Source organism: Bacillus sp. BS1807G30 (assembly GCF_040047675.1).
Lineage (GTDB): Bacteria > Bacillota > Bacilli > Bacillales > Bacillaceae > Bacillus > Bacillus altitudinis.
In genome coordinates this window covers 2,418,983-2,438,714 of the sequence record NZ_CP157353.1, presented here as the reverse complement: position 1 = coordinate 2,438,714, position 19,732 = coordinate 2,418,983, and the positions used below count along the sequence as shown (strand labels likewise).

23 protein-coding genes, 1 riboswitch and 1 other annotated feature are annotated in these 19,732 nt (G+C 42.5%); of the genes, 20 read left to right on the top strand and 3 right to left on the bottom strand.

Annotated features, from left to right (window positions below):
* The first annotated feature begins 31 nt into the window (after positions 1-31).
* From radC to pheA, 15 genes are all read left to right on the top strand, one after another.
* Positions 32-706, top strand: a complete 675-nt coding sequence (gene radC / locus ABG082_RS12595; protein ID WP_026050121.1) for a DNA repair protein RadC — start codon at positions 32-34, stop codon at positions 704-706.
* Positions 707-796: 90 nt separating this feature from the next.
* Positions 797-1,816: a rod shape-determining protein gene (locus ABG082_RS12590; RefSeq protein ID WP_007501538.1), complete on the top strand. Its 1,020-nt coding sequence runs from the start codon at positions 797-799 to the stop codon at positions 1,814-1,816.
* A gap of 27 nt (positions 1,817-1,843) precedes the next feature.
* Positions 1,844-2,743 carry a rod shape-determining protein MreC gene (mreC, locus tag ABG082_RS12585; protein ID WP_007501536.1) on the top strand — a complete coding sequence of 300 codons (900 nt, stop codon included), beginning with the start codon at positions 1,844-1,846 and terminating at the stop codon, positions 2,741-2,743.
* Entirely contained in the window at positions 2,740-3,258 is a 519-nt protein-coding gene (mreD, locus tag ABG082_RS12580; protein WP_008342803.1) for a rod shape-determining protein MreD, read from the top strand. The genes mreC and mreD overlap by 4 nt, the downstream gene beginning before the upstream one ends.
* Before the next feature lie 54 nt (positions 3,259-3,312).
* Positions 3,313-3,996 (top strand): septum site-determining protein MinC, encoded by a 684-nt coding sequence (minC, locus tag ABG082_RS12575; protein ID WP_007501533.1) that lies wholly within the window; start codon positions 3,313-3,315, stop codon positions 3,994-3,996.
* A gap of 2 nt (positions 3,997-3,998) precedes the next feature.
* Positions 3,999-4,802, top strand: coding sequence for a septum site-determining protein MinD (minD, locus tag ABG082_RS12570; protein WP_017358134.1), 804 nt, complete (start codon positions 3,999-4,001; stop codon positions 4,800-4,802).
* Positions 4,803-4,911: 109 nt separating this feature from the next.
* Positions 4,912-5,703, top strand: coding sequence for a M23 family metallopeptidase (locus ABG082_RS12565; protein ID WP_047947115.1), 792 nt, complete (start codon positions 4,912-4,914; stop codon positions 5,701-5,703).
* Positions 5,696-6,565, top strand: a complete 870-nt coding sequence (locus tag ABG082_RS12560; RefSeq protein ID WP_348936155.1) for a M50 family metallopeptidase — start codon at positions 5,696-5,698, stop codon at positions 6,563-6,565. Before ABG082_RS12565 ends, ABG082_RS12560 begins: the two co-directional genes overlap by 8 nt.
* A gap of 66 nt (positions 6,566-6,631) precedes the next feature.
* Positions 6,632-6,705: a sequence feature (ribosomal protein L21 leader region), on the top strand.
* 12 nt (positions 6,706-6,717) lie between these two features.
* Positions 6,718-7,026, top strand: a complete 309-nt coding sequence (gene rplU / locus ABG082_RS12555) for a 50S ribosomal protein L21 (protein ID WP_003216781.1) — start codon at positions 6,718-6,720, stop codon at positions 7,024-7,026.
* Positions 7,027-7,040: 14 nt separating this feature from the next.
* Complete coding sequence (locus ABG082_RS12550; RefSeq protein WP_007501524.1) at positions 7,041-7,379, top strand: ribosomal-processing cysteine protease Prp; 339 nt, start codon at positions 7,041-7,043, stop codon at positions 7,377-7,379.
* Positions 7,380-7,391: 12 nt separating this feature from the next.
* Positions 7,392-7,676 carry a 50S ribosomal protein L27 gene (gene rpmA, locus ABG082_RS12545; RefSeq protein ID WP_003216586.1) on the top strand — a complete coding sequence of 95 codons (285 nt, stop codon included), beginning with the start codon at positions 7,392-7,394 and terminating at the stop codon, positions 7,674-7,676.
* A gap of 277 nt (positions 7,677-7,953) precedes the next feature.
* Positions 7,954-8,547 (top strand): sporulation initiation phosphotransferase B, encoded by a 594-nt coding sequence (locus ABG082_RS12540; protein ID WP_348936154.1) that lies wholly within the window; start codon positions 7,954-7,956, stop codon positions 8,545-8,547.
* A gap of 21 nt (positions 8,548-8,568) precedes the next feature.
* Entirely contained in the window at positions 8,569-9,855 is a 1,287-nt protein-coding gene (obgE, locus tag ABG082_RS12535) for a GTPase ObgE (protein ID WP_007501521.1), read from the top strand.
* 55 nt (positions 9,856-9,910) lie between these two features.
* Entirely contained in the window at positions 9,911-10,354 is a 444-nt protein-coding gene (locus ABG082_RS12530) for an ACT domain-containing protein (RefSeq protein ID WP_008342790.1), read from the top strand.
* Between the two features lie 18 nt (positions 10,355-10,372).
* Entirely contained in the window at positions 10,373-11,251 is an 879-nt protein-coding gene (pheA, locus tag ABG082_RS12525) for a prephenate dehydratase (RefSeq protein WP_348936153.1), read from the top strand.
* A gap of 24 nt (positions 11,252-11,275) precedes the next feature.
* On the opposite strand, the gene ABG082_RS12520 is transcribed toward pheA, so the two are convergent.
* Entirely contained in the window at positions 11,276-11,815 is a 540-nt protein-coding gene (locus tag ABG082_RS12520; RefSeq protein ID WP_017358132.1) for a transcription repressor NadR, read from the bottom strand.
* A 3-nt stretch (positions 11,816-11,818) separates the two neighbouring features.
* Complete coding sequence (locus tag ABG082_RS12515; RefSeq protein ID WP_348936152.1) at positions 11,819-12,967, bottom strand: IscS subfamily cysteine desulfurase; 1,149 nt, start codon at positions 12,965-12,967, stop codon at positions 11,819-11,821.
* Positions 12,968-13,059: 92 nt separating this feature from the next.
* Between ABG082_RS12515 and nadB the strand changes: the two genes are divergently transcribed.
* From nadB to ABG082_RS12490, 5 genes are all read left to right on the top strand, one after another.
* Positions 13,060-14,631: an L-aspartate oxidase gene (gene nadB, locus ABG082_RS12510; protein WP_348936151.1), complete on the top strand. Its 1,572-nt coding sequence runs from the start codon at positions 13,060-13,062 to the stop codon at positions 14,629-14,631.
* The gene (gene nadC, locus ABG082_RS12505; protein ID WP_348936150.1) at positions 14,613-15,476 is read left to right on the top strand and encodes a carboxylating nicotinate-nucleotide diphosphorylase; all 864 of its coding nucleotides are present in this window, start codon (positions 14,613-14,615) and stop codon (positions 15,474-15,476) included. The genes nadB and nadC overlap by 19 nt, the downstream gene beginning before the upstream one ends.
* Positions 15,463-16,572 (top strand): quinolinate synthase NadA, encoded by a 1,110-nt coding sequence (gene nadA, locus ABG082_RS12500; protein WP_007501511.1) that lies wholly within the window; start codon positions 15,463-15,465, stop codon positions 16,570-16,572. Before nadC ends, nadA begins: the two co-directional genes overlap by 14 nt.
* A 131-nt stretch (positions 16,573-16,703) precedes the next feature.
* Positions 16,704-17,894, top strand: coding sequence for a SafA/ExsA family spore coat assembly protein (gene safA, locus ABG082_RS12495; protein ID WP_035701736.1), 1,191 nt, complete (start codon positions 16,704-16,706; stop codon positions 17,892-17,894).
* A gap of 133 nt (positions 17,895-18,027) precedes the next feature.
* Positions 18,028-18,648, top strand: a complete 621-nt coding sequence (locus tag ABG082_RS12490) for a YhcN/YlaJ family sporulation lipoprotein (RefSeq protein ID WP_098680672.1) — start codon at positions 18,028-18,030, stop codon at positions 18,646-18,648.
* Positions 18,649-18,694: 46 nt separating this feature from the next.
* On the opposite strand, the gene ABG082_RS12485 is transcribed toward ABG082_RS12490, so the two are convergent.
* Positions 18,695-19,327 (bottom strand): LysE family transporter, encoded by a 633-nt coding sequence (locus tag ABG082_RS12485; protein ID WP_348936149.1) that lies wholly within the window; start codon positions 19,325-19,327, stop codon positions 18,695-18,697.
* A gap of 238 nt (positions 19,328-19,565) precedes the next feature.
* Positions 19,566-19,675, top strand: a riboswitch (TPP riboswitch).
* The last annotated feature ends 57 nt before the right edge of the window (positions 19,676-19,732 follow it).

Genomic DNA, 19,732 nt, shown 5'->3' with positions numbered 1-19,732 from the left:
AAAAGGAGTGTAGATCTTGAATCATTTCCCTATGTTGCTGAAGCATTTTCCTCATGATGAAAAGCCGCGCGAACGATTTGTCAAATATGGCCCAAGCAGCTTATCAAACCATGAACTTGTCGCGATTCTTTTGAGAACAGGCACAAAAAAGGAATCAGTTCTTCAAGTGTCCGCAAGACTTTTACAAACATTTGGTGGTCTTCGTTCTGTGAAGGAAGCTTCGATTGAAGAATTGTCAAAGATTCGAGGAGTTGGAAAAGCGAAGGCGATCTCTCTTTTAGCTGCTTTAGAACTCGGCACTAGATTACACCATCAAACGACGGACAATCGTTATGTGATCCGTACGCCGGAGGATGGTGCGAATTTTGTGATGGAAGATATGAGATTTTTGACGCAGGAGAATTTCGTTTGTCTTTATCTCAATACCAAAAATCAAGTTCTTCATAAACATACTGTGTTTATCGGAAGTCTAAATTCGTCGATTGTTCACCCGCGCGAAATTTTTAAAGAGGCCTTTAAACGTTCGGCCGCTTCATTTATATGTGTGCACAACCATCCATCTGGAGATCCGACGCCCAGCAGGGAAGATATTGAAGTCACACAGCGACTTTTTGAATGTGGGAAGCTGATTGGAATACAGCTGCTTGATCATCTAGTGATCGGTGATCAAAAATTTGTGAGTTTGAAGGAAAAAGGGTATTTGTAACACTTTTTTTTTCAATGTTTTACGATATAATAGAGTTTATGAGTTTTTCCCTAAAGGGAATTTTGGTTTAAGAAAGGAAGATACATACATATGTTTGGAATTGGTACAAAAGACCTTGGAATAGATCTTGGAACAGCGAATACGCTTGTTTTTATTAAAGGAAAAGGCATTGTTGTGAGAGAACCTTCGGTCGTAGCTTTGGAAACTGATACGAAGTCTATAGTGGCGGTTGGAAATGACGCTAGAAACATGATCGGTCGTACACCTGGTAATGTTGTGGCACTGCGCCCAATGAAAGACGGAGTCATTGCAGACTACGAGACGACAGCAACAATGATGAAATATTACATTAATCAAGCATTAAAAGGTAAAGGGCTTTTTGCTCGTAAACCGTACGTGATGGTGTGTGTACCATCTGGTATTACAGCAGTAGAAGAGCGTGCAGTCATTGATGCAACAAGACAAGCTGGTGCTCGTGACGCATACCCTATTGAAGAGCCATTTGCTGCGGCAATCGGTGCTAACCTTCCTGTATGGGAGCCAACTGGAAGCATGGTTGTAGATATTGGCGGCGGTACAACAGAAGTAGCCATTATTTCACTTGGCGGTATTGTGACATCTCAATCGATCCGTGTTGCAGGAGACGAAATGGATGATGCGATCAGCAGCTACATTCGTAAAACGTATAATCTTATGATTGGTGATCGCACGTCAGAAGCGATTAAAATGGAAATCGGTTCTGCGCAGCCTGACGTACATGATGAGATGGACATTCGCGGCCGTGACCTTTTAACAGGTCTGCCAAAAACGATCTCTATTACGGCAGAAGAAATTGCAAAAGCGCTTCGCGATACGGTGGAAACAATTGTCGATGCGGTCAAAATGACACTTGAAAAAACGCCACCTGAGCTAGCAGCAGATATTATGGACCGTGGAATTGTGTTAACAGGCGGCGGTGCATTGCTACGTAATCTTGACAAAGTCATTAGTGATGAAACAAAAATGCCGGTCATTATTGCTGAAGATCCGCTTGACTGTGTGGCGATCGGAACAGGGAAAGCACTAGAACATATTCACTTGTTCAAAGGAAAATCTAAAGATAATCGATAATTGGGCGTAAATAAAGAGGTGTAAGACATGCCGCAGTTTTTTATGAATAAAAGATTAATGTTGCTCCTTGTCTGTGTCATCGTACTGGTGGCCATGATTGGTTTTTCAGTGAAAAGCGGCAGAGGTGCTTCATGGCCGGAAAAATTAGTGGGGGATACGACAGGCTTTTTTCAAGGTGTCTTTCATAAACCATCACAATTTATTGCCGGTATTTATGGGAACGTACAAGATTTAAAGAACACATATGATGAAAACGAGCGTCTTCGAAAAAAACTTGATGGACAAACCCAATATGAGGCGAAACTTCAAGAACTAGAAGATGAGAACAAAAAGCTTCGCAAGCAGCTCGGATATGTGAACTCTATTCGTGACTACACGCCCATTCTTTCAACAGTCATTGCGAGAAACCCGTCCCTTTGGGATAGTTTTGTCATGATTGATAAAGGGAAAAAACAAGGCGTTGAAAAAGATATGGCGGTCACCAATGAGAGTGGTGCGTTAATTGGGAAAATTGAAAGTGATAAGCTCAACAATTTTACGTCGACTGTAAGGTTGCTAAGCTCTACAGATCAAAATAATAGAATTTCAACGAAAATTTTTGCGAAAAAGGGCAAAGAAGAACTCAATGGAATTATTAACGGTTATGACAGCAAGAAAAAAATGCTGACAATGAACATTTTAAAATCCGATGCTGATGGGGATGTCAAAAAAGGAGATCTTGTTGAAACATCTGGAGCAGGGGGCGTATTCCCGCAGGGCTTGACGATTGGGAAGGTAAGCGAAATTGAGCCGGACCATTACGGACTGACAAAAATTATTTATGTAGAACCAGCTGCTGAACTCAATAATTTAGACCGCGTGATTGTTGTGAATCGCAGCACAAGTACGGCAGATGCATCTCAATTAACGAAGGAGGAAGGCTCGTGAAACGTGTCCTTCTTGCTTTCGTCATGTTGTTTATTTTCGTATTTGACAGTATTTTTGTCGATTTAGTGAAGCTCCCATTTGTTTCAGACAATCAAATTTTAGCACCTCATTTCATCTTACTCGCACTTGTATTTATGACAGCTTTTGTGAACCAAAAATATGGTGTGATTTATGGATTTATCTTTGGACTTTTATATGATATTTCGTATACAGGTATTCTTGGTGTTCATATGTTTGGTTTTGGTGCGCTCTGCTATTTGTTAGCAAAAGCCTTCAAAGTCCTCCAAACGAATATGTTAGTCGTTGTCTTTCTATCGATGATTGCTGTTGCAGTGATGGAGTTTTATGTGTACGGCGTTCAAGCGACGATTCAACCAGGTATTATGCCTTTTAATACGTATGTCATCGAACGCTTTATTCCAACGATTCTTTTAAATACTGCTGCGTCTCTCATACTTGTTGTGCCGCTTAGGCTCTTTTTCATCAATGTGAAACAAGGACTGATCGACGAATAAAAGCAGGAGTTTGTCCAATTACGGCGAAATGAGTATGTTGTTGAGGTGAGCATCTTGAAAACTCAAAAACAGCAGTATGTGACAATAAAAGGTACAAAAAACGGATTAACATTACAGTTAAATGATGACTGTTCGTTTGAAGACCTTCTTTCTGGCTTGCGAGAGGTTCTTTTACTTGAGCAATATACAGACGGAAGAGAAGGACATAAAGTCAATGTGCATATTAAACTTGGTTTTCGATATTTAACAGAGGATCAAGAGGCGCGTTTAACTGAAGCGGTGTCTGAAAATGAACATCTCGTCATTCACTCTATTGAAAGTGACGTCATGTCAACTGAAGAGGCGAGACGTTTAAAAGCAGAGGCTGAGATTACTTCTGTAGCAAAAATTGTACGCTCTGGACAGGTGCTTTATGTCGAAGGGGATCTTTTATTAATAGGAGATGTCAACCCTGGTGGAACCATTCGTGCTGGGGGGAATATTTTTGTGCTCGGTGCATTAAAAGGTGTAGCGCATGCTGGATGTAATGGAAACAAACAAGCTGTGATTGCGGCATCTCATATGATTCCAACCCAGCTTCGCATCGCACAAGTGTTTAACCGTGCACCGGATCAAAAAGAAGATGGAAATGAAATGGAATGTGCTTATTTAGATATAGATGGCAATATGATCATTGAACGCCTGCAGCAATTGGCTCATATAAGACCTAATCTGACAAGGCTTGAGGGAGGAATGTGAAATTGGGCGAGGCTATTGTGATTACCTCAGGAAAAGGCGGCGTTGGCAAAACAACAACATCTGCAAACTTAGGCACAGCACTAGCAATTCAAGGAAAAAAAGTGTGTCTAGTTGATACCGACATCGGCCTTCGGAATTTAGATGTCGTGATGGGGCTTGAAAACCGCATTATTTATGATCTAGTCGATGTAGTAGAAGGAAGATGCAAGATTCACCAAGCGCTTGTGAAGGATAAGCGGTTCGAGGATCTTTTGTATCTTTTACCTGCTGCTCAAACAAGCGATAAAACGGCGGTAGAGCCGGAGCAGATCAAAGAATTAATTCAATCATTGAAACAAGACTTTGATTATGTTGTCATTGATTGCCCTGCTGGAATTGAGCAAGGCTTTAAAAATGCTGTATCAGGTGCTGACAAAGCGATTGTGGTCACGACACCTGAAATCTCAGCTGTGAGAGATGCAGACCGAATTATCGGCTTGCTGGAACAAGAGGATATTGAACCGCCTCGTTTGATTGTGAACCGCATTCGTACACACATGGCGAAAAATGGCGATTCGATGGATGTGGATGAAGTTGTCCATCATTTATCAATTGATCTTCTCGGCATTGTAGCCGATGATGATGATGTCATTAAGGCTTCAAACAATGGTGAACCGATTGTCATGGATGCTAAAAATAAAGTTTCCATTGCGTATCGCAATATTGCTCGCCGCGTACTAGGTGAATCTGTTCCTCTTCAATCCTTTGAAGAAGAAAACAAAGGGATGTTTGCAAAGCTGAAAGCATTTTTCGGTGTAAGAGCATAATGATTCACGTGAGATGAGACCGATTCGATGAGAATCGGTCTTTTTGTTGCATATCATATGAGGTCGCCACATAAAATGTACAAACTGTTTGTATGTAAAGGGTGATCTTATGAAAAGAGTGGACGAGTATCGAAAGAAAATAGCGCAGCGCCGCAAAATGAAGCAGCCAGCTGCTGCCCCTAAGAAGGCAACTTTCAAGAAGAAAGATGATATTCCGCCATGGGTCATGTTAACAGAAGAAGAAAAGCATTCTGGCTCGGCTTCCTACGAGTCGACGTCTCACCAAACGAAAAAATTTCGCCATCCGTTATTTCATTCCAATACGTTTGTGCTTAAATGTTTACTTTCTGCCTCTCTTGTACTGATTGCCGCTATTTCATTTAAAGGACAGGCGGGGCCTTTTCAGCAGCTGAAGCCGATGATCAGTCAAACCTTTGAACAAGATTTTCAATTTGCCGCCGCCAACCGGTGGTTTGAGAAAACTGTCGGAAACCCACTTGCCTTTTTAACCGATAGAAAAGAAGGGCAAAAGGACGTACAAGCCAATCAAGAACTGGCTGTCCCTGCCTCTGGAAAAGTACAGGAATCCTTCACGCAAAATGGTGCCGGAGTCAAAGTTGAAACATCTGCTGAAGCCATCGATAGTATGAAAGAAGGCTATGTCGTAGAAGTGAAAAAGAAAAGTGATACAGGGCTTACAGTCGTGGTGCAGCATGCAGATAACAGCTACAGCTGGTACGGCCAACTAAAAGAAGCTGATGTGGCTTTATACGATTTTGTCGATAAGGGGGAAAAAATTGGTCAAATTGCGCTTGATGAACAAGGGAAGGGGACATATTACTTCGCCATTAAGCAAAATGAACAGTTTATTGATCCCATTCAGGTGATGACCTTTGAATAGATGGCTGCTCATGCTGACAAAGGTCCATGTTCACCCGCTCCTTTGGATAGTCATGGCATTTGCCATGCTATCAGGTCAAATTAAGCCGCTACTTTGTCTGCTCATCATCGTCTGTGTCCATGAGCTTGGACATGCAGCGGCTGCTTGTTATTATCACTGGCGGATTCTGCGGATTTTTTTACTGCCATTTGGCGGGGCGGTAGAAGTAGAAGAGCATGGCAACCGTCCGCTAAAAGAAGAACTGGCGGTCATTTTATGCGGACCGATTCAGCATGTCCCGCTCCAGCTCGTCGCCTGGCTTCTCATGGAAGCCTCACTTATTTCATATGACGTCTTTACGATGTTTACTTTTTATAATATAGCGATTTTTCTAGTGAACCTTTTGCCGATTTGGCCGCTTGATGGCGGAAAATTATTCTTTTTGCTCTTATCTGTTTTTTACCCTTTCCAACAGGCACATGCCCTTGCAATAAAAGGCTCACTCATTTTTTTCGGTCTTTTGACAGCAGGGTTACTCTGTTTTGCTCCGCTGCAATTTAACGGCTGGATCCTGCTCACTTTTTTAGCCTACTCGCTTGTGATGGAGCACCGGCAGCGGCATTATATCAGGGTACGTTTTTTACTAGAACGTTATTACGGTAAAAAAGAGCAAAAGGTAGAGAAACTCATTCCGCTGAGAGCCAGTGCTGAGGAGAAAATATATGAAGTGATGGCGCGATTCCAAAGGGGCTGTAAGCATCCCATTATTATCGAACGGAATGGTGTGAAAATGAGCCAGCTCGATGAAAATGAATTGCTCCATGCTTATTTTTCAGATCGAAGAACCACCTCTTCCATGGAAGATCTTCTTTTGCCGTACTAATGGTGAAAATACATTGACATTCAGCGTCTAATTTGATATATTTTTTAATGTTATGGATATGTAGCACCCGTGCTACAACCGCGCGGAGCAGGTGTAAAGTGCCTATTGGCCCCCTGTATTCGGCGAGTCTGAGTTTATTAGGAGGTGCAGAGATGTACGCAATTATCGAAACTGGTGGTAAACAAGTAAAAGTTGAAGAAGGTCAAACTGTTTATGTTGAAAAACTAGCTGCTGAAGCAGGTGAAACAGTTACTTTCGAAAACGTATTGTTTGTCGGCGGAGACACTGTCAAAGTGGGTAACCCTTCAGTTGCTGGAGCAACAGTAACGGCTAAAGTTGAAAAACAAGGTCGCGGTAAGAAAATTACTGTGTTCAAGTACAAACCGAAGAAAAACAACCACAAGAAACAAGGTCATCGTCAACCTTACACTAAAGTTGTTATCGAAAAAATCAACGCTTAAGGCGTGTGAGTGATATGATCAAAGCAACCATTACTCGGTCGCCAGCAGATGAAAGCATTACGTCTTTTCAGATGACTGGACATGCCGAGTTTGCTGAAAAAGGTCAGGATCTCGTTTGTGCAGGTGTATCTGCTGTTGTTTTCGGGTCAGTCAATTCAATTATTGCACTGACAGGAATGGATCCACTGCTTGATATTGGAGATGAAGGCGGGTATTTCTCTTTTGAACTGCCAGCTGATACAGATCCAGTCACCTTTGAAAAAGCCCAGTTGCTTTTAGAAGGCATGGTCGTTTCCTTAGAAACAATTGAACGAGATTATCACGATTATGTGAGAATATCTACAAAAAAATAGGAGGTGAACTTCATGCTTAGATTAGATCTTCAATTTTTCGCATCTAAAAAAGGGGTAGGTTCTACAAAGAACGGACGTGACTCTGAGTCTAAACGTTTAGGCGCTAAACGTGCTGATGGTCAATTCGTAACTGGTGGTTCTATCCTTTATCGTCAACGTGGAACGAAAATCTATCCAGGTGAAAACGTTGGACGCGGAGGCGACGACACTCTTTTCGCTAAAATCGACGGAACAGTTAAATTCGAACGTTTCGGTCGTGACCGTAAAAAAGTGAGCGTATATCCTGCGGCACAATAATTGCTAAAAACTCCGGTCATTGACTGGAGTTTTTTTCACTATTCAGGGAGCTTTTGCGCTTTTTACAAGTAGTACCGAAGATGATAAAAGAAGATGCACTCCATAAATATCAAAGAATGTTTGCTGACTTTGCCTCATTTTCTCCTATACGATCAGAAAAAACAACCTTTCCTCACATAACTAGTGTTTTTCTAAGCTGTCTTCTCTGTTATAATTCAGGGAGACATATTGATGATAAGACTCCTAAAAGAGAGACCAAACGATTGGGAGTGCGATAATGGAAGAGATACCAAGTAAACAAAACGAAAAATTAACTCACGTTGCATTAACGAATGAATTGATCCATCTGCTTAGTCGTTCAAGACACGACTGGATGAATAAATTGCAGTTAATCAAAGGCAACTTGACATTAGAAAAATATGACCGAGTGTTCGAAATAATAGAAGAAATGGTCATTGAAGCACAGCATGAATCCAAACTCTCAAATTTAAAAATTCCCCAATTGGCCTATTACTTTCTAACCTTTAATTGGGAGTCGCATTTTATCACCCTAGAATATGAAGTGCTTGGTGAAACCCGAGACTTATCAGCATATGAATCGCAGCTGCTAACGGTATCACGGGAGTTGTTTTCGATATTCGATCAATCAGTTTGCCAAAAAACTGAAAATCATTTAACGGTCACTTTCCAAACGGATCATGAAGAGAATGATGTGATCTTATATTTTGATTTCAAAGGAAAATTAACAAGTTTGGATGCGTTAAATGCGTTTCATGACGCAAACTATCCATGTATGAGTATATCGCAATTTCATGTGACGAATCATGAGTCCATGATTGAGCTTTGTTTGAGGCAAGAACGAGATATGTGATGCAGAGAAACGGAGGAAGTTATGTTTGTAGATCAGGTTAAAGTGTATGTTAAAGGCGGTGACGGCGGAAACGGTATGGTGGCGTTCCGTCGTGAAAAATATGTGCCAAAAGGCGGGCCAGCTGGCGGCGACGGCGGAAATGGTGCAGATGTAGTATTTGAAGTAGACGAAGGACTCAGAACGTTAATGGACTTTCGTTATAAGCGTCATTTCAAGGCGGACCGCGGCGAGCATGGAATGAGTAAAAACCAGCATGGCCGAAATGCGGAAGAAATGATTGTTAAAGTTCCGCCTGGTACAGTTGTGACAGATGCCGAGACGGAACAAGTGCTAGCTGACTTGACAGAGCATGGACAGCGGGCTGTGATTGCCAAAGGTGGACGTGGCGGACGTGGAAATTCACGCTTCGCAACACCAGCAAACCCTGCACCACAGCTGTCTGAAAACGGTGAGCCAGGTAAAGAACGTGACGTCATCTTAGAATTAAAAGTACTTGCAGATGTTGGACTTGTTGGTTTCCCAAGTGTCGGGAAGTCAACGCTGCTTTCGATTGTCTCTTCTGCGAAACCAAAAATTGCGGATTATCATTTTACAACGCTTGTGCCAAACCTCGGAGTTGTTGAAACAGACGATAACCGAAGCTTTGTCATGGCGGATCTGCCAGGACTGATCGAAGGAGCGCACGAAGGTGTTGGCTTAGGTCATCAATTTTTACGCCACATTGAACGTACACGTGTCATTGTCCATGTCATTGATATGTCTGGACTTGAAGGGCGTGACCCATACGAAGATTACGTGACCATTAACGAAGAGCTTGAGCAATACAATATGAGATTGACAGAGCGTCCACAAATCATTGTAGCGAACAAAATGGACATGCCGGATGCAGCTGACAATCTAGCGGCATTTAAAGAAAAATTAACAGATGACTATAAAGTGTTCCCAATTAGTGCGATCACAAGAGAAGGGCTTCGTGAGCTCTTATTTGAAATCGCCAATCAGCTTGAAACAACACCGGAATTCCCGCTCTACAATGAAGAAGAGCTCTCTGATAACCGTGTGATGTACAAGTTTGATGAAGGAGAAGCAGCATTTGAGATCTCAAGAGATCCTGATGGTACGTTTGTCTTAACTGGTAAAGCACTTGAGCGACTGTTTAAGATGACAGATTTCTCAAGAGACGAGTCAGTGAAACGATTCTCTAGACAGCTGCGCGGAATGGGCGTTGATGATGCCCTGCGTGAACGTGGTGCAAAAGATGGAGACATCATTCGTCTGCTTGAATTTGAATTTGAATTTATCGATTGATCAAAAGGAGGGTCCAGTTCATGGGCTCTCCCGTTTTTAAAAGGGGAGAAAACAGGTGAAAGAAGAAACGTTCTATTTAGTAAGAGAGGATGTACTTCCGGATGCGATGCGAAAAACGCTTGAAGTCAAAAAGCTTCTCGATCGCAAAAAAGCGGATTCAGTTGCCGATGCTGTTCAAAAAGCGGATTTAAGCCGTAGTGCTTTTTATAAATATCGAGATGCTGTTTTTCCATTTTATACAATGGTCAAGGAGCAGATCATCACATTGTTTTTCCACCTGGAGGATCGGTCTGGGGCTCTGTCTAGGCTGCTTCAAATTGTGGCTGACTCTGGCTGTAATGTGTTATCCATTCACCAAACGATTCCGCTGCAAGGAAGAGCGAATGTCACCCTGTCGATCAGTACGGCCGGCATGGCAGATGATATCAATACAGTCATGAATCAATTAAGAAAACTTGAATTTGTCGAAAAAGTTGAAATTCTAGGTTCTGGGGCGTAAAAGGAGAGATCATAGCAGATGAAGCAATTAACGGTAGGTTACTTTGGACCAGAGGCCACATTTACTCATTTGGCTGTCTGTTCTTGTTTTCCAAAAGATGCAAAGCAGCGGGCTTATGCAACCATTCCGCAATGTATGGATGCAGTGTCAAAGGGAGAAGTAGATTTGGCGGTCGTTCCACTTGAAAATGCACTTGAAGGATCTGTGAACTTAACGATTGATTATTTAATTCATGAGGACGCTTTGTCCATTGTGGGAGAAATGACAGCACCGATTCGCCAGCACCTGCTTGTCCATCCATCGAGAGCGGAGAGCTGGGAGACATTAGATGTGATTCAGTCACATCCGCACGCCATTGCGCAGTGTCATCAATTTTTGAAGAGACAGTTCCCTGATATTCCGCATCGGCCAGTGGAATCAACAGGCTATGCAGCAAAATACATCAGTGAGCATCCAGATGAAGCTGTTGGTGCGATTGCAAATGAAATCGCCGCAAAAACGTACGGATTGACGATTGCGAAAAAAGACATTCATGATTATCCGCACAATCATACACGCTTTGTTATTTTACATAAAGAGGCGAAGGCATCGTTCCCAATGAATTCTGGTTTTTCTTCAAAGCCAAAAACGACCATTGTTGTCAGCCTGCCAAAGGATGATCAGTCAGGTGCATTGCACCGTGTGTTATCAGCTTTTTCATGGCGGAATCTCAATTTGTCCAAAATTGAATCGCGTCCGACAAAAACAGGCCTTGGACACTATTTATTTATCATTGATATCGAAAAAGAGATGGATGATGTACTTGTCCCTGGCGCCATTCAAGAATTAGAAGCGATTGGCTGTGAAGTGAAACTACTCGGCAGCTATCAAACATATGAATTAACGAATGAAAAATAGTGTCCTCTTGGGGACACTATTTTTTTAGTCTTTAATGAGAAATCCAGCGTCATCAAGCGCTTGAATGGCTTGGTCAAGCTGCTTTTGGCTGTATGAAGTAAGGGTATGTAAGTGTACGCCGTCTGTCAGCTCTGATAAGTAGGAGGCGCCCGTATTAGAAATATGATGAACGAAGTCAGCCACTTGTTTGCGCGTACTCACTCGAATAGAGGCCGTCAGCTCCCCGTAGACAGGGTGCTCAATGATCACGTCTTTCACCGTTACACCGTAGTCTACAATCAGTGTCAGCTCCTCTTCTGTACGATGAGGATCGTGCTTGCAAGCGATAATCTGTTCAATTTCAGTTTCCGGTGTATGCTGCGCCATATACACATAGCCTTGGCTTGTGGCAATAATGGGTTCGTTTTTTGCTTTTAGTAATGAAATATCTTGTACAATGACTTGTCGTGAGACAGCGGCTTTTTTAGCTAAAAAACTTCCGGTGAGCGGTGTATCAGTCTCTTGTAGCCACTTTAAAATGGCGTTTCTTCTTTCTTCGCCAATGAGTTTTCTCTCTTGTTCCACGTTTTATGCTCCTTTCTTCTCCTTTTGCAAGCTCTCAAATGTATGCAAAAGCTGATCGATGTCATCCTTTGATGATCCTCGTCCAAATGATAGTCGAATAAATTGAAGGGCATCACGATCTGATACATGTAATGCCTTCACAGCAGGGGAAGGGTGGTGATAACCAGAAGCGCACGCACTTCCTGTGGATATACAAATCCCATGCCGGTTACAAGCTAACATTACATATTGTCCTTCAAACCCTTCAAAAAAACAACCAATAATATGAGGCAGCGTGCGGCGCTGGTCACTTTCTTGCAGCATGCGGACAGACAGCTTCCGTTTTTTTAGCTGCTGAAGAAAATAATCACGAAGCTGAATATCCAGCTGCTGCTGATGCTCTATTTTCAGCATGATTTGCTCGCTCGCGGCAACAAAAGCACCGATGCATGGAACGTTCACTGTCCCTGGGCGTAGACCATTTTCCTGTACAGTATCTTGATATATAGGCTTCCAAGGGACATGTGCCCCCATATAGACAGCACCGGCGCCCTTAGGTGCATACACTTTATGACTCGAAATGGAGAGGGCATCGACCCCAAGTTCTTTAATCGACACATGCATTTTTCCGAATGTCTGCACTGCATCTGTATGAAAAAGAATATCTCTTTCTTTTAAGAGCGTTGCTAATTCAGCTAATGGCTGAATAATCCCAGTTTCTGAGTTGGCATGCTGGATGGATACTAGTCCGGTTTCAGGCAATAGAGCCTGTTTGAGAATCTCCTTTGTGATGATTCCTTCTTGATTCGGTTCTATGACCGTCACCTTCACACCGAGACGCTCCAAGGCATTGACCGCATGATGAACGGAAGGGTGCTCTACTGATGTGGTAATGACATGCTGTTTATGTGGAGGTAGTCCATTTATGATCGATTGAATCGCAAGGATATTGGATTCAGTTCCGCCACTTGTAAAGTAAATACCATCAGGTTCGCCCCCTAGAATCGCTGCAAGTGATTGTCTGCTGTAAGCCAAGATTTCATTTGCTCTTCCTCCTGCATCATGCAGGCTGCTCGCATTTCCGTAACATTCTTTGCTCAACTGCTGAAATACATGCAGTGATTCCTCAGAAACAGGTGTAGAAGCTGCATAATCTAAATAAATCAAATCCATCCATCTCCTGTGTGAAAATTTTTTCTTGTATTTATTGTAGTGTTGTGTAATGATATGTGTCAAGACAGGTGTAAGTGACAGGAGGGGCAATTGTGTCATCTATCAAAAAAGTCATTGTGGTGGGGTCGGGCATTGCGGCTCTTTCCTTTGTGAATACGATCTCAGAGAACTGCCAAGTCATCATGATGACAAAAAAACAATTTTCCTCTAGTAATTCCATGCTCGCACAAGGGGGAATCGCTGCAGCCTTTTCCGCACATGATTCTGTCGATCAGCATGTGCAAGATACTTTAGCTGCGGGGTGTGGTCACAATGATGACAAAACTGTACAGGAGATCGTCCGTCATGGAAAAGATCTTGTAAAGAAGCTCGTAGAAGAGGGCTGCCCATTTGATCGAGATGAAACGGGAATTCCGCAGTTAGGTAAAGAGGGAGCCCATACGACCCATCGTATTCTGCATGCAGGAGGAGATCAAACGGGAAAAACCCTCGTGCAGTTTTTGAAAGGGAAGCTCGGCTCACACATTCATGTATACGAAAACCATCATGTCATGGATCTATTAGTTCATGAAGGGATATGTACCGGTGTTGTGTGGAAAGACGAAAAAGGTCATGTACATACAATGACCGCGGATGCAGTTGTATTATCCACTGGCGGCTGTGGATCCTTATATGAAACAAACACAAATGATCCGTCTGTGACAGGAGATGGTCTGATGATGGCCTATCGCGCAGGGGCACAGCTAGTAGATCTCGAATTTGTGCAATTCCATCCGACCCTTTTGACCACTTCAGGTAAAGCGATCGGTCTCGTATCAGAGGCAGTCAGGGGAGAGGGCGCCTATTTAGAAGATGAATCAGGCAGGCGGATCATGAAAGGAATCCACCCGCAGAGCGATTTAGCGCCTAGAGATGTGGTGGCAAGGACCATTTTCCATGAGCAGCAACTCGGTCATTCCATTTATCTTAACATCCGTGATATTCCGCATTTTTCTGCACGTTTTCCTGCGATTGCTTCGATGTGTCAGCGTGCGGGAGTTGATATGGCAAGCGGAAGGCTGCCAGTTTCACCCGGTATGCACTTTTTAATGGGTGGAATTAAGGTGAATGAACATGGAGAAACAACAGTTCCATCACTTTTCGCCATTGGTGAAGCAGCTTGTACAGGTTTACACGGCGCCAATCGACTGGCAAGTAATTCGCTCTTAGAAGGTCTCGTTTTAGGAAACAAGGCGGCACGGTATGTTGAGCGGTCGCAAGCCCAGCAAGATAAAAACCCTGCTCTTTCCATTCAAGAAGTATGGTCTGTCCCAACGGTTTCACAGGCTCAGCTCAGAAAATGGATGACAGCATATGCCGCAATTGTGAGAGATGAGAAAGGCTTACAGACTTTGCTCGATCATTTAGAACAAGTCTCTTTTCAGCAAATTAATGTGAAGAATATCACAAATGAACAGATCGAAATAACTAATCAATGGGCTTTAGCCATATGCCTTGTCAAATCCGCATTACTCAGAACAGAAAGTAGGGGCGGTCATTATCGCACCGATTATCCAAATCGGCACGATGCTTCGTGGCGAGCAAAACAGATTGTACATGAAAAGGGCCATATTTACATCATAAAAAATGAAAGGATTGGTGCCAAATGGAACGTTTACAGTTAAAGCAAATGCTCACTCATTTTTTAAAAGAAGATATTGGGTTTGGAGATGTATCCGCTGATGCCATCTTTGGAGACAAGAAAGGAACAGCTTACATCATGGCGAAACAATCAGGCGTATTGGCCGGGACACAAGTCATTGATATGGGATACAAACTGCTGAATGAACAAGTTCAAACTGAGCTGTTTTTCCAGGAAGGTGATTGGATTCATGAAGGGGCTATACTGGCACAAATAACAGGCCCCGTCAACGATTTGCTGAAAGGGGAGCGGGTGGTGTTGAATATCCTACAAAGAATGACAGGGATTGCTACACTAACGCATGAAGCAGTAGAGCGATTAGCTGATCCATCTATTACGATTTGTGATACGAGAAAGACGACACCCGGTTTGCGCATGCTGGAGAAGTACGCAGTAAAAGTCGGAGGCGGAAAGAATCATCGTTTCGGCTTATCCGATGGTGTGATGATTAAAGATAATCATATTGCGGCTTGTGGTTCTATCAGGGAAGCTGTGGAGAAAGCAAGAGCATACGCCGGTCATATGGTGAAAATTGAAGTGGAAATTGAATCAGAAGCACAGCTGATGGAAGCCATTGATGCCAAAGCAGATGTCATCATGTTTGACAACTGCTCTCCAGACGAAGTGAAGCGCTTTAAACAAATGACCCCTGAAACCATATTGACAGAGGCATCAGGCGGCATCACGTTAGAGAATGTGGCTAACTACCGGGGGACAGGTGTAGACCTTATTTCACTTGGATTCCTCACACATTCTGCTCCATCATTCGATTTTAGTATGAATATGGAATTCAGCCATAAAGGGGGAACGACTCATGTCCATGCTTGATGTGTTAGCAGCGCAGCATACAGCCATGATGCCAGATGAATATAAACAGCGCTCTTATGATGAAATGAAAGAGAGAGTATTAGAGATTAAACGCGCTTTTGGATCAAAGCTTTTTATACCGGGTCATCATTATCAAAAAGATGAAGTCATCCAATTTGCTGATGTGACAGGTGATTCATTGCAGCTTGCACAAATTGCTGCTGACAATCACGAAGCAGAATACATTGTATTTTGCGGGGTTCATTTTATGGCAGAAACGGCCGATATGTTATCAAAAAAGAATCAGCACGTCTTTTTGCCAGATATGAGAGCAGGTTGTTCAATGGCAGATATGGCGAATATGAAACAAACAGACAGGGCGTGGGATCAGCTCACTGAGCTGTTTGGAGATACGATCCTTCCGCTGACTTATGTAAACTCAACGGCTGATATTAAAGCATTTGTCGGCAAACATGGCGGATCGACTGTCACATCTTCAAACGCTAAAAAAGTATTGGAGTGGGCGCTGACCCAAAAAGAGCGGATTCTTTTTCTTCCTGATCAGCATTTAGGGCGTAACACGGCCTATGATTTAGGGATTCCGCTAGAGGAAATGGCTGTCTGGGATCAAATAGAAGAAAAGCTCATCACCGACCAACCGCTTCATCGAATTAAAATGATTTTATGGAAAGGTCATTGCTCTGTTCATGAGAAATTTACCATTGAGAATATTGAACAAACGAGAAAACGAGACCGTGACATACAGATTCTTGTTCATCCAGAGTGTACGCATGAAGTCGTAAAGGCATCTGATCTAGCTGGTTCAACGAAATTTATTATTGATACGATCAAGCAGGCACCAGCAGGAAGCAAGTGGGCCATTGGAACAGAAATGAATTTAGTGAAACGCATCATTGACCAGCACCCTGACAAACAAATTGAATCCCTCAATCCAGATATGTGTCCATGTTTGACAATGAACCGTATTGATCTGCCTCATCTACTATGGTCACTTGAAAGCATTGAAAAAGGGGAGCCAGTCGGTTTGATTCAAGTGAATGAAGAGACGACGAAAGAGGCATTGCTCGCTTTAAATAAGATGCTCACCATTAAATAATGAAGTGTCCCCTCCTATCAGAAAACAAGTTTTTATCATATCGGCTTGTAAATAGGCATAAATTTATGTTGAAACATATTGTACTTCTGACATAACCGCTACGTTCACGTTTTGCATAGGAGGGGAAAACGTTGAAAATTCATATTGTGCAAAAAGGAGACTCCCTTTGGAAAATTTCAAAGAAGTACGGAGTCGACTTTCAAGAATTGAAAAAATTAAATTCGCAGCTCAGTAATCCAGATTTGATCATGCCAGGAATGAAAATCAAAATTCCATCTAGTGGTGTTCCTGTCAAAACCGATCATCACAAAGCAAAAGAAATGCCAAAAGCAAAAGAACACCCGTATGTAAAAGAAAAGCCAAAGGATGTCGTGCAAGTTCAAGATACGAAGCCGAAGGAAAAACCGAATGAACCTGTACCTTATGTGCCACCAGTACCAAAGATTGAACAGCCAGTTTTTCCACAAGTTGATGTAAACTATTATCAGACGAATCTCTACCAGCCATTCACGCCTCCTCCCAAAAAAGAACATCATGAGAAAAAAGATCACGTTCATGAAAAGAAAGATCATGTTCATGAGAAAAAGGATCATAAAGATCACAAGGACCATTTTCATCATGAAAATAAGGATCATTTCAAAGATGAAGTGGCAAAGGGATATGATCCATTCATTCATATCCCACATCAAAAAGAGGAGGGAAAAGATATGGAGCATAGTAATTACCCAAACCTTCCTAATTTCCCGCAAATGCCGAATGTTGGAGGGGCAGCAGTAGGGGGCATGGCTGAAAATAAAGAGCATCACCACCATCATCAAGAGTCATATGATCCTTATTATGGTTATGGTCATTACATGCCAGCAATGTATCCATATCCGCAGCAAATGGTACCCGCTTCTCCTATTTTACCGGGATCAGGCCTTTGTTATCCGGTACAGCCGTATTATCACCATCACATGATGCCGTATCCTTACCCGGCGGCTCAGCCTTATTATCCTGCGTATCAAGCACCGGCTTATTACGGTGAACATCATGAGCATCATGCAAACGATGGGCATCACTGGCACCACCATATGCATCCAAATGCAGGAGCGAATGCGAATGCCAATCAAGGCTTTTATCCAAACGCTCCAAATGAAGCATATGGCAAGGAAGACTGCGGATGCGATGATGGTATGAAGCATCATCAACCATGGCCTGGACATTATCCAAACCCTGTTCCATATGGTCAAATGGGTGCTTATCCAGCACAGCCTTATATGCAGCAGCCTTATCAAAACCCATCTGTTTTTGCAAGACCAGAAGAAGACGAAGAAGATTAATGACACAAGGGACGATCTCAATCGTTCCTTTTTTTGTTTATAACTGACAGCTTGTTTTTGTCCTCAACTGTACATGCTAAAACAGAGCCTGTTTTGCGCTCATGAGATTCAATTTGTACAGGGGGTTTTTCGTTTGAGACAAAAATGGCAAAAAACAATCGCCTTAGTGCTTCTACCTATTGGATTAACGGCATGTGGTACAAATAACAATGCGGGTGTAGATACACGTCATAATCAATCTGGCCAGCCAGTTGGATACCACTCCAATCAACAGGCAACAGACAACAATCAAGATCATCAAGGACCGGTTTCTGAGCTTATGGAGGGAATGAACGGAAGAAATACAACGAATGTTGATTATCGTTCACGCCCTACACAGGATCAAGTGAGAATGCCGCTTACTGGTGGAGATGGACGCTACAGTCATGGAGATATGAACTATCATAACCAAATGTCGTTCTCTGGCTACGATAAACAAGAGAACATCCAGCGTTCAAGAAAAATCGCCAACCGAGTGAACAAAATGAACCATGTGACAGACTCACAAGTCATGGTGACGGATGAAAATGTGTATATTGCTCTTAAAACAGATGGGCGCTTGACATCAGAGGGTGTATCACAAGTAGAAGAAGCAGCGACTCGTTATGCAGATGGAAGAGCTGTCCAAGTCATTAAAGACGAAGGCGTATTTACACGCTTCAGAGATATGAGAAAAACGCAATTTGAAACAGGTCAGACAGGCATGACCCGCTAGGCGGGAATAAAAAAGGCTAAAGTTCATGACGAACTTTAGCCTTTCTTTAAAAATAAACTTTGATCCCGATATAAAATTCATAAAAGAAATAACAGCCAAACCCAAGTAATAAAATACCGGCAATAATGGATGTCCACTTGATCATTGATCGATTCATCACTTTTCTTGTTAGGGAAACAATCGTGAGAAGACCGATGTCATGAAGAAGAATCCCTGCCAAAATACCCGCAGCAGCCAATATAAATTCAGATGAATTTGTATTCGTATAAGCATCTGCCAGTACAGCACCAAACACAGATACCCAGAACACAAGGTTTCCAGGGGATACTGCGACGAGCAGCCCATTTCGGTATGTTTTAGCGAATGATTTATTCACTTTTTCTCCTGCTAAATGGATGTCTTGATCCGCATTTTTAATCGAATCGTAGGCAAGAATCATTAAAAAGATGGCACCGATCAGCCAGAGAGGAATTTGGATAAAGGGCAAAGATAAAAATTGAGCAAATCCAGCATATAAAGCCAAGATGAGCAATATATCGATGGTCATACCACCAGCACCTACAGTTAATCCATGAAAGAATCCGTTTTTTAATCCCTGCTTTGTCATTTCAACCGTGATCGCTCCAACAGGTAGAGCAATTGAGAATCCAACGACGATAAATGTAAGAAATGTTTGCAATCGACTAGAACTTCCTTTGAATCATGTTTGTATAAAAATTCTCCGTTTAGATTAATTATACATATTGGGAGAAAAGGATCAATGATTATTTCTGATTTAATCGAAATGAGAGAGATAGATCGTGTATAGAAAGATGTATATCGTGAAGATCGTGTATTCATTATAGGGGAAAGGAACTATTTTCCTGAAACTTCTTTTTTTCATTTCTCAGCTATGCTACACTGTTGTGGAAATCAATATAAGTGACTAGGGGTGCCCGGAAATGCGGGCTGAGAGAGAAGACAAGCTTCTTAACCCTTTGGACCTGATCTGGCTCGTACCAGCGTGGGGAAGTTGAAGATGATACATGTGCCATATGAATGGCATACATGTTTTTTTCTGACGACGAAACCAGGTTCTTTACAT

Excerpts from the sequence above, each read along its gene's own strand:
- radC (WP_026050121.1), top strand. The coding sequence starts at position 32 with ATGTTGCTGAAGCATTTTCCTCATGATGAAAAGCCGCGCGAACGATTT.
- mreC (WP_007501536.1), top strand. The coding sequence starts at position 1,844 with ATGCCGCAGTTTTTTATGAATAAAAGATTAATGTTGCTCCTTGTCTGT.
- nadC (WP_348936150.1), top strand. The coding sequence starts at position 14,613 with ATGGAACGTTTACAGTTAAAGCAAATGCTCACTCATTTTTTAAAAGAA.
- ABG082_RS12565 (WP_047947115.1), top strand. The coding sequence starts at position 4,912 with ATGAAAAGAGTGGACGAGTATCGAAAGAAAATAGCGCAGCGCCGCAAA.
- obgE (WP_007501521.1), top strand. The coding sequence starts at position 8,569 with ATGTTTGTAGATCAGGTTAAAGTGTATGTTAAAGGCGGTGACGGCGGA.
- ABG082_RS12540 (WP_348936154.1), top strand. The coding sequence starts at position 7,954 with ATGGAAGAGATACCAAGTAAACAAAACGAAAAATTAACTCACGTTGCA.
- ABG082_RS12515 (WP_348936152.1), bottom strand. The coding sequence starts at position 12,967 with ATGGATTTGATTTATTTAGATTATGCAGCTTCTACACCTGTTTCTGAG.
- pheA (WP_348936153.1), top strand. The coding sequence starts at position 10,373 with ATGAAGCAATTAACGGTAGGTTACTTTGGACCAGAGGCCACATTTACT.
- rplU (WP_003216781.1), top strand. The coding sequence starts at position 6,718 with ATGTACGCAATTATCGAAACTGGTGGTAAACAAGTAAAAGTTGAAGAA.
- ABG082_RS12550 (WP_007501524.1), top strand. The coding sequence starts at position 7,041 with ATGATCAAAGCAACCATTACTCGGTCGCCAGCAGATGAAAGCATTACG.
- rpmA (WP_003216586.1), top strand. The coding sequence starts at position 7,392 with ATGCTTAGATTAGATCTTCAATTTTTCGCATCTAAAAAAGGGGTAGGT.
- ABG082_RS12590 (WP_007501538.1), top strand. The coding sequence starts at position 797 with ATGTTTGGAATTGGTACAAAAGACCTTGGAATAGATCTTGGAACAGCG.
- nadA (WP_007501511.1), top strand. The coding sequence starts at position 15,463 with ATGTCCATGCTTGATGTGTTAGCAGCGCAGCATACAGCCATGATGCCA.